Source organism: Chlorogloeopsis sp. ULAP02 (genome assembly GCF_038404745.2).
Lineage (GTDB): Bacteria > Cyanobacteriota > Cyanobacteriia > Cyanobacteriales > Nostocaceae > Chlorogloeopsis.
This window is the reverse complement of the sequence record NZ_JAYKTT020000085.1, coordinates 12845-27883: the sequence shown is the minus strand read 5'-3', so window position 1 is coordinate 27883 and position 15039 is coordinate 12845. Positions and strand designations below refer to the sequence as shown.

10 protein-coding genes and 1 pseudogene are annotated in these 15039 nt (G+C 40.9%); 6 read left to right on the top strand and 5 right to left on the bottom strand.

The features are described 5' to 3' along the window. Positions 1–20 precede the first annotated feature (20 nt). Together U2718_RS31215 and U2718_RS31210 are read left to right on the top strand one after the other, a co-directional pair. Positions 21–1418 (top strand): ATP-grasp domain-containing protein, encoded by a 1398-nt coding sequence (locus tag U2718_RS31215; RefSeq protein ID WP_341996458.1) that lies wholly within the window; start codon positions 21–23, stop codon positions 1416–1418. Positions 1419–1567: 149 nt separating this feature from the next. Continuing rightward, positions 1568–5614 carry an amino acid adenylation domain-containing protein gene (locus U2718_RS31210; RefSeq protein ID WP_341996457.1) on the top strand — a complete coding sequence of 1349 codons (4047 nt, stop codon included), beginning with the start codon at positions 1568–1570 and terminating at the stop codon, positions 5612–5614. Positions 5615–5693: 79 nt separating this feature from the next. On the opposite strand, the pseudogene U2718_RS31205 reads toward U2718_RS31210, so the two are convergent. From U2718_RS31205 to U2718_RS31195, 3 genes and pseudogenes are all read right to left on the bottom strand, one after another. Continuing rightward, positions 5694–6034 (bottom strand): annotated as a pseudogene (locus U2718_RS31205) (cupin domain-containing protein). Next, positions 6031–8907: a glycerol-3-phosphate acyltransferase gene (locus U2718_RS31200; RefSeq protein WP_341996456.1), complete on the bottom strand. Its 2877-nt coding sequence runs from the start codon at positions 8905–8907 to the stop codon at positions 6031–6033. The pseudogene U2718_RS31205 and the gene U2718_RS31200 overlap by 4 nt, the downstream one beginning before the upstream one ends. A gap of 551 nt (positions 8908–9458) precedes the next feature. After that, entirely contained in the window at positions 9459–9599 is a 141-nt protein-coding gene (locus U2718_RS31195) for a hypothetical protein (protein ID WP_341996454.1), read from the bottom strand. A 282-nt stretch (positions 9600–9881) separates the two neighbouring features. On the opposite strand from U2718_RS31195, the gene U2718_RS31190 reads away from it, so the two are divergent. Then, positions 9882–10835, top strand: coding sequence for an SGNH/GDSL hydrolase family protein (locus U2718_RS31190; RefSeq protein ID WP_341996452.1), 954 nt, complete (start codon positions 9882–9884; stop codon positions 10833–10835). Positions 10836–10977: 142 nt separating this feature from the next. On the opposite strand, the gene U2718_RS31185 is transcribed toward U2718_RS31190, so the two are convergent. Beyond that, a complete protein-coding gene (locus tag U2718_RS31185; RefSeq protein ID WP_341996450.1) occupies positions 10978–11403 on the bottom strand; it encodes a TonB family protein in 426 nt (141 codons plus the stop codon). A gap of 1 nt (position 11404) precedes the next feature. Between U2718_RS31185 and U2718_RS31180 the strand changes: the two genes are divergently transcribed. The 3 genes from U2718_RS31180 to U2718_RS31170 all read left to right on the top strand — a co-directional run bounded on the left by U2718_RS31180 (position 11405) and on the right by U2718_RS31170 (position 13655). Continuing rightward, positions 11405–12292: a hypothetical protein gene (locus tag U2718_RS31180; RefSeq protein ID WP_341996447.1), complete on the top strand. Its 888-nt coding sequence runs from the start codon at positions 11405–11407 to the stop codon at positions 12290–12292. Between the two features lie 24 nt (positions 12293–12316). Next, positions 12317–12589 carry a hypothetical protein gene (locus U2718_RS31175; RefSeq protein ID WP_341996445.1) on the top strand — a complete coding sequence of 91 codons (273 nt, stop codon included), beginning with the start codon at positions 12317–12319 and terminating at the stop codon, positions 12587–12589. A 445-nt stretch (positions 12590–13034) separates the two neighbouring features. Beyond that, on the top strand, positions 13035–13655 hold the full coding sequence (locus U2718_RS31170) for a Uma2 family endonuclease (protein WP_341996443.1): 621 nt from the start codon (positions 13035–13037) through the stop codon (positions 13653–13655). Between the two features lie 37 nt (positions 13656–13692). Here the strand turns inward: U2718_RS31170 and U2718_RS31165 are convergent, their stop codons facing one another. Further along, the gene (locus U2718_RS31165) at positions 13693–15015 is read right to left on the bottom strand and encodes a proton extrusion protein PcxA (RefSeq protein ID WP_341996441.1); all 1323 of its coding nucleotides are present in this window, start codon (positions 15013–15015) and stop codon (positions 13693–13695) included. Between the last annotated feature and the right edge of the window lie 24 nt (positions 15016–15039).

The following is a 15039-nucleotide window of genomic DNA, read 5'->3' as shown; positions in this document are numbered from 1 at the left end:
GCTTTCAGCCTCACACGCCTATGGCACAATCGATTTCTCTAACAGAATCTCAATCCACAGTCCAACCTTTAGCGGTAGGGGGCAAAATCAATGTCCTTCTCAAGAATTTTGGCACCTTGACATTGCTCTTACTGGCATTGCCAATTAACGCCACTATCGTTTTGGTATCTTTACTGTGGAATTTACTATCTAAACTGTTTCAAAAAGAACAAACAGTAGCAGGCGATCGCAAGAATATCCTGATTAGTGGTGCTAAGATGACCAAAGCATTACAACTTGCCAGGTTATTTCATGCGGCTGGACATCGAGTTGTACTCCTGGAAACCCACAAGTACTGGTTATCCGGTCATCGTTTTTCCAAAGCTGTGGACAATTTTTATACCACTTGTGTACCGCAGCAAGATCCACAAGCCTATACTCAGGCTTTGATAGACATCATTGAGAAAGAAAATATTGATGTCTACATTCCAGTCACAAGTCCAATTGCCAGCTACTACGACTCACTGGCAAAACCAGTGTTATCCCAGTATTGCGAAGTCTTCCACTTCGATGCTGCCGTTACCCAAATGCTGGATGATAAATTTGCCTTCAGTGAGAAAGCGCGATCGCTTGGGTTATCGGTTCCTAAATCATTCAAAATTACCTCTCCCGAACAAGTCCTAAATTTCGATTTTTCCCAGGAAACTCGCAAATATATCCTCAAGAGTATTCCCTACGACTCGGTTAGACGTTTAGATTTAACCAAACTTCCCTGCGACACACCTGAAGAAACAGAGGCATTCGTCAGAAGTTTGCCAATCAGCGTCGAGAAGCCTTGGATTATGCAAGAGTTCATTCCTGGCAAAGAATTTTGCACTCATAGCACAGTTCGGGATGGAGAAATTAGACTGCACTGTTGTTGTGAATCTTCAGCTTTTCAAGTCAATTACGAACACGTAGATCACCCCCAAATCAGTGAATGGATCGCACGATTTGTCAAAGGGCTGGGAATTACCGGACAAATTTCTTTTGACTTCATCCAAGCAGAAGATGGTAATGTTTACGCGATTGAATGCAACCCCCGCACTCATTCTGCAATTACCACATTCCACGATCGCCCAGGAGTTGCAGAAGCCTATCTTGGCAAAGAAGTAATGACAGAACCCTTGCAACCACTGTTAAGTAGCAAACCGACTTACTGGCTGTATCACGAAGTTTGGCGATTGACTGGTATTCGTTCCTTAGCACAATTACGAACTTGGATTCGGAATATATTGCGAGGTACTGATGCTATCTACAAACTGGACGATCCATTACCATTTTTGATGTTGCATCACTGGCAAATTCCCTTGCTATTAATTAATAATTTGTGGCGGCTGAAGGGCTGGACGAGGATAGATTTCAACATTGGTAAACTTGTGGAATTAGGAGGAGATTAAACATTAGGTTTGTAGTCAGCGCTTAAGCGCTACTACAAACTATATATTGATTTGTGTTTTATTAAAGTCTTTGTAGTTCTTAAAAAACCGCAAAGACACATTAGACTTTTTTGCAACTTTGTACAGACTTGAAATAAAAGCTTTTGCGTATGCAGACTACAGAAATAAATTTAGTATCTTCTATAGATTCAATCAAAGAATTCCCCCTTTCTGAAATACAGCGCAAAGCTTGGTTCTTGTATAATTTAGAACCACAAAGTTGCATCGATAAAATAGCTTTTGCAATTCATTGGCGTCAGCAGGTAGATGTTGAGTGTCTCCAGCAGGCATTTGAAAAACTTATAGAGCGTCATCTGTCTTTGCATACTGCTTATATAGATAAGCAAGGTAAATTAGTACAACAAGTGCTTACTACCATAACCGCCGAGATAAATTTTGTTGATGCTTCAAACTGGAGTGAAGACAAATTAGAAGAAAAAATATTAGATTATAGTCAATATTCTTTTGATTTAGCAGTAGGTTCGGTTGTGCGAATGAGTTTATTTAGTCGCACACCTACAAATCACGTCCTCTTGCTGGTAGTGCATTGTATAGCCTGCGATCAATGGGGATTGTTATTACTTTTAGATGAACTTTTGACTTTATATCATCAACTAAAAAGCAATACAGTTATCAGCTTGTCATCACTGAGCAGTTCCTATCAAGATTACGTACAACAAGAAATTAATCTGCTTAACAGTCCCGAAGGCAAGCAACTGCGGCATTATTGGCAACAATGTCTTACAGGAGAATTATCTACTCTTGAACTGCCAAGTGCGCGATCGCGATCGCCGCTCAGAAGCTATAAAGGTGCGTGCTATAAATTTAGTATTTCTCCAGAAATTACTGACAAAATCAAGTATTTGGCTATTACTGAAGATGTTGAATTGTCAACAGTTGTATTAACTGCTTTTCAGATAATGCTGCATCGTTATACGGCGATGGAAGATATTTTAGTAGGTTTATTACCCCAAAGATATCAATCTGAGTTTAAAAATCTAGTTGGTAATTTTGCTAATTTAGCGGTAGTGAGAACACCGATTTCAGGTGATGTGAGTTTCCAACAATATCTTAGCCAAGTAAAATTTGCTGTAGCAGAAACTATTTCTCATCAAGCATATCCATTTCCTCTTTTAGTTAGGCAACTCCAACTTTCTCAATTAAGTTATCCCCCCATTTGTCAGGTAGGATTTGCTTATCACTATTTGCATGAATTGAAAATTATCTCTAAGTTATTTGATGAAAATAATAGAGAGTTAGAGTATTTTGAAATTCCTCAGCAAAGAACAGAATTCGATTTAAGTTTGGAAATACTAGAATCTCAAGAATCTTTGATTTGTTTCCTGCACTACAACAGTGACTTGCTAGATGTAGATACTATTGCCCGCGCTGGCGAACACTTACAAAATTTATTAGTAGCAATCATAGCTAATCCTCAAGAGTCAGTTGCTCGACTACCATTACTAAGCGATCGCGAAAAACATCAATTACTCGTAGAGTGGAATTCCACAGTCAGAGATTACGATTTGTCGCGATGTCTGCATGAATTATTTGAGGCTCAAGTAGAAAAAACTCCAGAAGCGATTGCACTTACTTTTGAAGAAGAGCAACTTACATACCGCGAACTTAATTGTAGAGCAAACCAATTAGCACATTACTTGCAAAATTTCGGAGTCAAACCAGAGGTACTCGTAGGTATTTGTGTGGAACGCTCTGTAGAGATGGTAGTCGGGCTTTTAGGTATTCTCAAAGCAGGTGGAGCTTATGTACCAATAGATCCAGAGTATCCTCCAGAGCGTCTAGCTTATATGTTGGCTGATTCTCAAGTAAGTGTATTGTTAACTCAACAGAAATTACTAGCTAGGCTACCGAACCATCAGGCACAAATTATCTGTTTAGATCAAGACTGGCAGAAAATTTCTCAGAAACAAAATACCAACCCAATCAGTAATGTCAAACCTGATAACTTCGCATATGTAATTTACACTTCTGGCTCTACTGGCAAACCCAAGGGTGCAATGAATACCCATCGGGGAATTTGTAATCGTTTGTTGTGGATGCAAGAGGCATATCAACTAACTTCTACAGACAGAGTACTGCAAAAAACTCCATTTAGTTTTGATGTCTCCGTTTGGGAGTTCTTTTGGACTTTGTTAAATGGCGCACGCTTGGTAGTTGCGAAACCAGGAGGGCATCGAGATAGTACTTACTTAGTTAAGCTGATTATTCAAGAGCAAATTACCACCATCCATTTTGTCCCCTCAATGTTGCAGGTGTTTCTAGACAGCCGTGATGTGAAACAATGCAGCAGCCTCAAACGAGTTATATGTAGCGGTGAAGCCTTACCATTAGATTTGCAAGCAAGATTTTTCCAGTGTTTGCAATGTGAATTACATAATCTTTATGGCCCCACAGAGGCAGCGATCGATGTCACTGCTTGGCAGTGTCAAAAAGAGAGTAATCTAAGAACCATACCTATTGGTCGTCCCGTTGCCAATACGCAGATTTATATTCTTGACTCTCATCTCCAACCAGTACCCATTGGCGTTGTTGGCGAATTGCACATTGGAGGAGTTCAAGTTGCCAGAGGTTACCTCAATCGTCCAGATTTAACTCAGGAAAAATTTATTGCCAATCCATTTGGCAAGGCACAAGAAAATTGTTTATACAAAACAGGAGACTTGGCTCGTTACTTAAGTGATGGCAATATTGAATACATTGGGAGAAGTGACTATCAAGTAAAAATTCGTGGTTTACGAATAGAACTTGGGGAAATTGAAAACGCTTTATCTCACCACTGCCATGTACGAGAAGTAGTAGTAATTGTTCGATGCGATCGCCCAGGTGATCAACAACTTGTAGCTTATATTACGACTGAACAAGAAAAACCTACTCCTGAAAGCCTGCGTGAATTCCTCAAACAGAAACTACCAGACTATATGGTGCCAGTGGCTTTCGTCATTCTTGAAGTATTGCCTTTAACTCCCAGTGGCAAACTAGATCGTCGTGCCTTGCCAAAACCAAATCTTTTCAGCTTTAGTCAAAATCAAGGTTCTGTACTGCCGCGTAATGATACTGAAAGGGAACTGGCAAAAATTTGGTTAGATATTTTAAATATTCAATCAGTAGGTGTTCGAGATAACTTCTTTGAAATTGGTGGTACTTCCCTCTCAGCAATTTATTTAATAGCTGCTATTGAGCAGCAGTTTGGGAAAGAATTGCCCTTATCTATGCTTTTGACTAATCCGACAATAGAGCAATTAGCCAAAGTTCTACATTTGAGTTCCGAGCAAACTAATAGTTCACTCCTTATTCCCATCCAACCAAAAGGTAACAAGCAACCATTCTTCTGTGTGCATCCAGCAGGTGGGCATGTTCTGTGTTATTTCAACCTGGCACGTTATTTAGGTACAGATCAACCCTTTTATGGATTGCAAGCTCAGGGTTTCAATGATGATGAAGAACCTTTGACGCGAGTCGAGGATATGGCAAGTACTTATGTAGAAGCCATCCGTAAGTTTCAACCTTATGGCCCTTATCAAATTGGTGGTTGGTCATTTGGGGGCATTGTAGCATACGAAATTGCCCAGCAGTTGCATAAACAAGGACAGGAAGTATCTTTGTTAGCAATACTAGATTCTTATCTACCCATTATTCTCGATCCAAACAAGAAGATTGATAACAAATACTTAGTAGGAGTACTCTCAAGAGTATTTGGTGGAATGTTCGGTCAAGATAATCTTGTTACACCCCAAGAAATACAACATTTGAGTGTTGACGAACGACTGGATTACATCATCGAAAAAGCAAGAAAAGCCAAAATATTTCCACCAGGAGTGGAACGCAGTAAAAATCGCCGGATTCTCGATGTATTGGTTGGTACTCTCAAAGCGACTTATTCCTATGTGCGACAGCCGTATCCAGGAAAAGTTACTATCTTCCGTGCAAGCGAGAAACATATCATGGCTCCTGATCCAACTTTAGTATGGGTGGAATTATTATCGGTAATGGCAGCAAAGGATATTAAAGTTGTCAACGTTCCGGGAAACCATTACACATTTATATTGGAGCCTCATGTCAAAGCTCTTGCAGAACGTTTGAAAAGTTACCTAAGTAGTTCTTCCCAAAACCTTGAAAGTGATTCGGTTTTCCTTTGACGCCATTTTCAGGTGATACTATTTCATCAAAAAATCTGATGCCAATACAGACTGTGTAGAGACGGGATATATCGCGTCTCTACACTGGAACTCGTAAACCAAAGTAAGTAAGAACAAGCTCGCTAGCACCATTATTAATTACTTCGTGTATTTCTCGCGGTTCTACGGCGATGCAGTTTCCTGGATTGAGAGGATATTCTTTGCCGTCAATGCGAATTATTCCCGTACCAGCCTCTACAAAAAATACTTCATGCATATTATCATGCGCGTGTGCTGGGGCAATTTGTCCGGGGGCAAAACGCGCTTGCGAAAAGTTAGTCAAACCAGGTAGCTCCCCAAATTGGAGCATCACCTTTTTTTAATTGCTGGGTTATGGGAAACTGGCTCTTCTGGGATCTCGTTAAGAGAAGTAAATTTCATTCTGGTTTTAAATCGTTAGCAATTTCCACAATACCCATAGTTCCATCGATTCGTACTTTTTGACCATCTTGTAATATCCATGTAGCATTATGCACATCCATAACCGCAGGAATACCATACTCCCGTGCCAGGATGGCTCCATGAGAAAGCCTACCTCCAGCCTCGGCAATTAATCCTTTTGCTCTGACAAGCAAAGGAGCCCAACCAGAGTCTGTGTAAGGCACAACTAATATAGTTTCCCGATCAATTTCTGGCAGAGCTTGGAAATTACGCAACACTTTTACTCGTCCTACTGTTCTTCCGGGGCTAGCGGGAATGCCTCGCAATGTCTGATCACTAGATAAAGAGATTTGGGAAGGTAAAGCCGGGGGAGTATTGCCATAAACTAAAAGAGGTACTGGATTAATTTGGCTATATTGCGCAAAAAGCGATCGCCTAGTTGCGATTATCTCTGGTAAAAGTTCAATAAATTTGGTATCAGAATCTGCAACCAAACGCCTTACTTCTTCAAACTCCAGAAAAAAGATATCGCCACTTGCTTGAAGGATGCCTGAGTGTAACCAAATCTTTTCTAACGCTACAAACGCCCAACGCAAATGGGCTAATAACTTAGAATAAACTTCCGTCACTCGTCCTTTTAAATCGACGCGCCGCTGGAGAAAATTTTTTTTGCTTTTAGCTTGGCTTGTTTGCAATCTTGGCGGATCGTCTCCCTGCATTAACTGTACAAATAACTGCTTTACAGCTTTGGGTTCTTCCTTCCAAGTAGGAACAGCAATATCTGTTCCCACTTCGCTCAAATAACCGTAACGCTGCAATAATTTGTCATATTCAATCAGAATTGTCTGCCCTTCTGGAGAACGAGCCATCTCCTCAAACACATGATCTGGATTTAAATTTGGGAATTTGTGTTTGGCTATGGCAGCTAATTCATGTAGCGATCGCAAAGCTGTGACTTCTGGTGTCAAGCTATTATCAATCTCAACATCCTTAACTTTAGAAATTGCCTGACGCACAGCCGCACTTAATGGAGCCATAATGCTGTAATAGGTTGCATTCCGCAGTAGCTCCAAAATATAATCAATGCTGGCTAAAAGCTGTGAAGGCTCCAACTCATCTGGTGATTCTTGGGATAACTGAGATAAACCAGGAGCAAATCGCTTGCGGAAATCGCGCTTAAAGTCTCTTTCTAGAAATAACTCCCGCATCAGCAACTTCGTAAGTCCGGGCAAATTCTGTAATGTGGTAGTGAATGGCGGTTTGCTTAACTTTGCTCCTCTAGTTAAAAATTCTAGGCTTTCTGGTGGTAAACCCATGCGACGAAAAATTTTTCCTAAAAGCGTCGCATTGAAATAGGCACGAGAATAATGTAGTGTTGCTGTTTCATTAAAATCTAATCCCAAAGCACGCTCACCTAACACCAAAGCAAAGATTCCTCCCCATACACCACAGGTTAAAGGACGGTTTATCGACCAAGTTAGGGGACGAATTAGTCCAGGAATTACCTCTGCGGCTATTTTACGCGTCCAAATCGGCAGCAGGGTACTGATGGGGCGAGTTTGTAGTATCCAAAGCGTTTGTCCGTCGTAACTCCATTCGATATCTTGGGGAACGCCGTAATAACGATCTTCTAAACGTCGAGCTAAGTATGCAACTTGCTTGATTAAGATTTGTGGTACACGTCCTTTCCCCTCTAGTTGAATCAAGGCTAAATTTTCTGTATCAACAACAAAAGCGCGATATTGCTCTGGTGTAAATTTTCCTGAAACTACTTGGGCAGCACTTCCCGGCAAAGCCTCAATTACCACAACATCTTGTTCTTGAGTCATGGGATCGCGGCTGAATACGACTCCAGAATACACACTTTGAACTTGTTGCTGAATTAGCACTGCCATAGCTGCTTCTTTGAGATTGCGATCGCGTCGATATTGTACTGCTCCAGAACGATCATAAGAAGACCGAACTTGAGCGATCGCCTGTTGTAAGCCTTCTTTTGTTGTGACATTTAAAACGGTTTCATATTGCCCTGCGCCCGAAGCTTGTTCCGAATCTTCTCCGATGGCAGAAGAACGAACCACCAAAGGGCTTAATTCTGATGGTTGTAAAAAGTCAATCAACACTTCGGGATCATCATAGGGCAAAAGTATCCACCCTTTAGGAACAGGATAGCCCCACCGTTGAAGTTGAGATAATCTTGCTGCTTTGTATCCCACCACAGCAGCATCTAAATCATCATCTAGAGAGAGAATATCTCGGTTGCCACGAAAAAACTGGAATGCTTTTTGTGACTCTGGTTGTGCCTCTTGAACTGGCAAATCTAAATCATCAGGAATTTGTTTATAAATCCAGCCGAGTAAAGCAGCAAGAGCAACAGCTGCAATAATTCGGAATGGATCTTCTACGTGCAAAACTCCCACAATCATTGGAAACAGAATCAAAATTCCATATTTTGCTAATAGTCGATCACGCAAAATCGTAAAGCTGATGCCTGCTACCAACATCACAAATGCTGCTGTGAGGGGATCGTGTACCAAAAATCCCCAAACTACGTTTGTGGTGCCTGCTCCTCTACCCATCAAGTATCGTCCCATGATAAGGGCAATTAAGGCTATTAACTCCCAAGCCGATCCATCTGGGAAAAAAACACGAGCGATTAAAACTGCGGCAATTCCCTTTAACGCTTCCGACAAGACTGCCAAAATTCCTACCAGTGTGCCACCGTGGTAAAAGGCAGACGAGACTCCTATATTGCCAGTACCAACCTGCGCTAATTGTAGCCCCTTGAGGGCTTGGATAATCCAAGCAATTAGCGGTAATGCACCCAAGAGGGGGCAGACAATTAAGATAACAAAGACACCCCAGAGTTCAGACATTTTGAATCTTGGATTTTTTTAGATATATTTTTCTATAACTGTCTTGATGTTACCTGTGATTTGGTGATGTAATGTTGCTTTTATCCAAGCCACTTTAGGGTAATACAGTTTATCTACTGTAATTTCTGTATGTTGCGATACTAGATACAGTATTTACCACTCTTTGATTTTAACTCTGCTGAAGTCTGCACGATGGGCAAAAAGTTTTTTAATCGCTTGGATCAGTTCAAAATTTTTGACTAAAGAACTAAATATCAGGTTTGTGAGCTAGGGATGCTATTTTCAGGCTAATAATTCTCTTGTTGCAATTATGCTCAAAGATACCTTTGTTGTTTTCCCTATGAAATTAGTAAGGGCGCTTTTAGTATATTGCGCCCACACTTAAACTAATTCTAAATTTTTGCTGTTTCTGGGTGATACACAAAACTATAAGTAGGTGGACATAAATGAAATGCTAAGATGCCGATTTTTAGACAAAGGCGAACGCCTCTATAAGTCTACTGCCATCTGTCTTCTACTTATTGTTTCTCTATCCTCATAGAGGCTTCTGTTTAATTTACTGCATAAGCTGCTTGCAGCGCCCAGATAATCAAAGCCGTAATTGCTCCCAACAGCAGTACCGTAGAAATAGTGACTGCTTTTGGGGTATCTGCGCCCTCAAATTTCATGATTCCTCGGTTTAAGTCAGACATAGCTTTGTAATCCTCCTTTGTTACAGTCCTAGTCTGTCTGTCCGTTTCGATTTTAGTCCTTTCATTCGCAACTAAAGCGAAATTTTCACTATCATTTTCTTTAAGCTTTGCGAAGTTGGCATCGTCACAATTACTCATGTTAAGTGGGGAGTAGTGATTGAGTATTGGAGAAAAGGGTATTAAGATTTCTTTATTCCTAGTCCCTAGCCACTAGTCCCTAGTCCCTAATCAGAGAGATTGTTGTTAAAATCTGCTCCTGTAGTAGTTGGTAGTTAGGCGCTGGTGAAAGAAGTTTTGGTCATAAGTTTGACAGTCGTTGTGGGATTATTGATTGTCATTGAAGTCACCCTGCGATCGCTTTTTGGTTTCGGCAATCCTTTGATTTACATTGCTGATGAACAAATTGGTTACTTGTTAGCGCCTAACCAGCAGACTCGTCGCTATGGCAATCGTATTGAGATTAATCAATATTCGATGCGTGGTGAAGCAATACAAGAGCTTTCTCCACCTTCTATCCTGCGAGTATTGTTGTTGGGAGATTCTATTGCTAATGGCGGTTGGTGGACAGATCAAAATAATACGATTTCTAGTTTGCTACAACATTCCCTAACATTAACTAATTCTCGTAATTTCAACCAAATTCAAGTACTAAATGCTTCAGCTAATTCTTGGGGGCCAAGAAACGAATTAGCCTATTTACAAAGGTTTGGTAGTTTTAATGCTCAAGTAGTGATATTGCTAATTAATACCGATGATTTATTCGCTACTGCTCCTACCTCTTTACCAGTTGGACGCGATCGCAACTATCCAGATCGAAAACCTCCTTTGGCATTGGTGGAAGTGTTTGAGCGTTACATCAAAAAGCCAAAGCTAATCCCAGAATTAGAAGCGGTGCAGAAAGAAGCAGGCGATCGTGTGGGCGTAAATTTGGAAGCTATTAGCAAAATCCAAACACTAGCGCGTGCAAGTAAAAGTCACTTTTTACTTGTCATGACTCCCTTACTGCGAGAAATTAGCCCATTAGAACCCCGCGATTATGAACTCAAAGCACGCCAGCGTTTAAGTGAATTCACTAAAAATCAGCAAATTAGCTATATAGATTTTTTACCGATATTTAACTCTAGCAAGAACCCAAAAAGTCTTTATCATGACCATATTCACCTGAATTTACAAGGTAATCAATTGGTGAATGAGGTAATTGAGCAAAAACTGAGAGAGTTATTAGAGTTAGGATAATTACGCCAACTTAATACCATTTCTCTAAAATCTGTAGATATGCTAATCTCCGCGTCTTGTTGTCTTTTCGTCCCCGCGTCCTCATCTGTTGCTTACTTTTGAGAATTGGTATAATCTTTCTTTGTCCTCCGCCTTCTAGTTATTATCCGCCGCCTCCTGATAAATCTAGCTCTCCGTAGACATTGATAGAAAATGTAAATTGAATATTAATGTAGTCACTTGAAAATCCTGTAGGCAAAGGTGCAAAGGGTGCTGCTAGCCTGACAGAGTTTAGTGCTGCTTCATCAGTTACATCAAATCCAGAGGTACGGGCAACTTGGATATTGCTTACTTGACCCGAACGGTTAATAGTAAAGTTAAGCACAGTTCGCCGGGAAGATTGACTAAGTCCAGGTATCCAATACTGCCTCACTTTTTGCCGCATTTGTTCTAAATAGGCGCTGATATCTGCATCTATTCGACGTGCATCTATGCTTTGAGATCCTTCGTTGGAGCGGTTGGAATTAGGTAAGGCTGCGAGATCCTCTGCTCTAAAATTATCACGAGATACACTGAGCGGCCCACCCAATTTGCTTGCTGCCCCCGGAATTCGAGATGTTGTTTGCCCACTCAATCCACCCGACTGCCCTGATTGTTCAGGTTTAGATACTGGTGGAGTAGTTGGTGCGATCGCTGTTTGTGTGGGCTTTGGTTGCGTTGGTGTAGTGTTGGGTGCTACTACAACTTTTTCAGGCTTTGGTAGTGGAGGTGTACTCGCAGTTGGCAGAGGCTTTGGCGTGGGAGAGGCGATCACACTTGGCAGAGGCTTGGGTGGAGGTGTACTCGCAGTTGGCAGAGGCTTTGGCGTGGGAGAAGCGATCGCAGTTGGCAGAGGCTTGGGTGTAGGTGTGATCGCACTTGGTAGAGGCTTGGGTGTAGGTGTGATCGCACTTGGTAGAGGCTTGGGTGTAGGTGTGATCGCACTTGGTAGAGGCTTGGGTGTAGGAGAAGCGATCGCACTTGGTAGAGGCTTGGGTGTAGGAGAAGCGATCGCACTTGGTAGAGGCTTGGGTGTAGGAGAAGCGATCGCACTTGGTAATGGTTTAGGTGTAGGTGTGATTACACTTGGTAATGGTTTAGGTGTAGGAGAAGCGATCGCACTTGGTAGAGGCTTGGGTGTAGGAGAAGCGATCGCACTTGGTAATGGTTTAGGTGTGGGAGAAGCAATCGCACTTGGTAATGGTTTAGGTGTGGGAGAAGCAATCGCACTTGGTAGAGGCTTGGGTGTAGGAGAAGCGATCACACTTGGTAGAGGCTTGGGTGTAGGAGAAGCGATCGCACTTGGTAATTGTTTAGGTGTAGGAGAAGCGATCGCACTTGGTAATGGTTTAGGTGTGGGAGAAGCGATCGCACTTGGTAATGGTTTAGGTGTAGGAGAAGCGATCACAGTTGGTAGAGGCTTGGGTTGTGGTTTTTGAGGAGGTAAATTTGATGCTCCTCGTGTGGGCTGTGTTTTTGCTGACTGTAATAGCTCTGCTGGCTCAGAAGCTTCAGGTGTTGAAGCAGACTCTTTAGGTATAGATGGTGACGCAGACTTAGCAACAGAAATAGGTTTTTCAAGTTTTGCTTTGCCGCCAGCAACAGAATCCTTGTTTGCTCGTTGTGAAGTTTTTGGAGGTGTCTGTGTTTTCTCAGGAGGAATTTCTATATACTCAATTGGAATTTCTTGGGAAAGCTCTTGCTTTTGCTCAGGTACAAAAGCTCGAAGCCAATAATTGCTCCCTATAAACAAAATTGAGTGTAAGAAGATGGAAATAAGCAAATCAACGAGCAGATCTCGTGGGTGAGCGCTTCTATCGTCTTGGAAGTTATGAGACTTAGCCATGTGATAGTGCTTTTTTACTAGCAGCCTCAACAGTCTATTTATACGGGACTTGCGCAAGAGTTATGGAATAATAAACCGCAGAGGAAGCAGAGGACATGGAGAAAAGAGGATTTGAGAGAGATACTGCGTAAGTCCTATTATTAAAGTGTATACAGTACAGTTAAAAATGCTCATTGGGGAATTAAATACAAAAAGTTCAATTTTCGCTATAAGCCTTGATAGTATATAAAATTTAGCGATCGCCTTTTAAAACTTCTAACCTATTAACTGGGGCGAAGTTTCTCAACATCTTGGTAGCATTGAGTCAAGTACCCGTCAGCAATGGAGTGAGGGCGATGTACGCCGTCACAAAACCACTAACTTTTGAAGAGTTTCTTGCCTGGGATGATGGATCAGGCAGAGAGTTTGAACTGGTGGATGGGATTCCTGTGCCATTATCAGAACCAAATGCAAATCATGAGGATTTGATCGAGCGACTTTGTACCTACCTAGAAAATCACTGCCAAGAAAATGATCTGCCTTACGTGTCACGCCAGTCTAAGCAGGTTCGGCTCAAGACAGCATCACCAGAAAAAGAAAAAAGCCGAAAAGCCGATATTGTCATATTTGCTAGAGAAGAATGGCAGCGAATGAAAACTAGCTCTAGTTCTGCTGCTGCATACATTCCACCACCTGGAATCATTGAGGTTGTTAGTAACAACTGGAAGGATGACTATCTGACAAAATTGGCTGAATATGAGGACTTAGGCGTTTTTGAGTACATCATCATAGACTATGCGGCTTTTGGTGGTATTCGATTCATTGGCTCTCCTAAGCAACCAACCATTATGATCTACCAACTAGAAGATGGAGAGTATTTACCCGCAAAAGTATTTCGAGGACAGGATCGAATTGATTCTAGATTATTTCCGAACATTCCCTTAACGGCTGAACAAATTTTTGCAATGAGTCGCTGATTAGCAAAGATTTCATCGGAACTGCCTTTTTCAAGGCTTACTCATTCATATTCCGGTATGTTGCCACTGCTGAAGGCGATATCCGATTTAAGTAGCGGAAAATCCAGTATTTAAATATGGTATCCAAAATCACAGGAAAAGTCGCAATAAACAAAAAGATAAAATCGTGATTTGCCGGTAATCCCCAATGGCGCGATACACCTTCTAGTATGACTTCCCAGCCATGAGGAGAATGGAATCCTACAAAGATATCAGTGAACAAAATGATGATAAATGCCTTGGCACTATCACTTAATCCATAGACTACGTGATCTAAGAAATCTTTGAGAACGGCAATTTCTTTCTTACTCAGTAGTAAAAACCAAATGACAGCAATAACAGATAAGATGTCTGCAAAAACATTTTTGATAGCGTTGGCACTAATCAGGCGATATTCTTCAGCAATTTCTAGTGCTTTTTCTCTAACCTGAATTTCTATTTTTTCTTCTGGCGGTGTAACATTTCTCAGAAGATTCTGAAACTTGATTTTTTCTTCAAATCTTTGTAATTCTAATAAAGCTTGTTCTTCCATCTCATAGTTAATAAAAATTGCTGCTTCATTAGAAGTTTGAAAATGGTTTATAATTGGGCCGACAATAAAGGCTTTTGAGAGTTGATGAGTGAGAATAGGCACAATAATTAACAATAATAAAAACCTGACAGATATTATTGTTCTTCTTTGAGCTTTACGAAAGTTTTGAACGACATCCTGTTCAGATTTAGGATCTAATTCAACTTGTAAACGATTTATTGTATTGAAAATTGAACGAGGTAATACACCTGTTGTATTAGTTTTACCTTTTTGTTGAATCCGTTGTCCGTTATCTAAGTTTTTTCTGATAATATTTGACTGTTTCGGCTCAATAACCAAAGATTTAACTGTTGATTCTGGAGCTTGCTCAATTGTTTCTCTGAATGTAATTTCTTCGTCAAAAGTTGTATATTTTGCTGTTACTTCATCTATGAATCTCAGCTTTTCCAGAACTATGGAAGGATTGAGATGCTCGATACCTAGTTTTTTGATTGATTTTTGATTAGATTCGTTGACAAAAAAACGGCTGGCTTTAAACTCTGTTAGTCTCATCCTGATGATTCTTAACTGTTTTTTCAGGTTTGACTCAAAATAATCCATAACACTGTTAGTATGCAGTGCTAAGTCAGAGCCTATTTTGTTACCATTAAAATACTCATTTTCTAGCTTCTGAATTTCAAGAGCAGCATTGTAAGCTTCATCTAAAGAACGCTCTGGTGTTCGCAAGTACCATTTGTAGGTAGCTAGTAAGTAAGAGTATATTTTGTAACCTAAACCCGAATTGTTCATCGTGGGCAAGCATCCAGCCTGTAT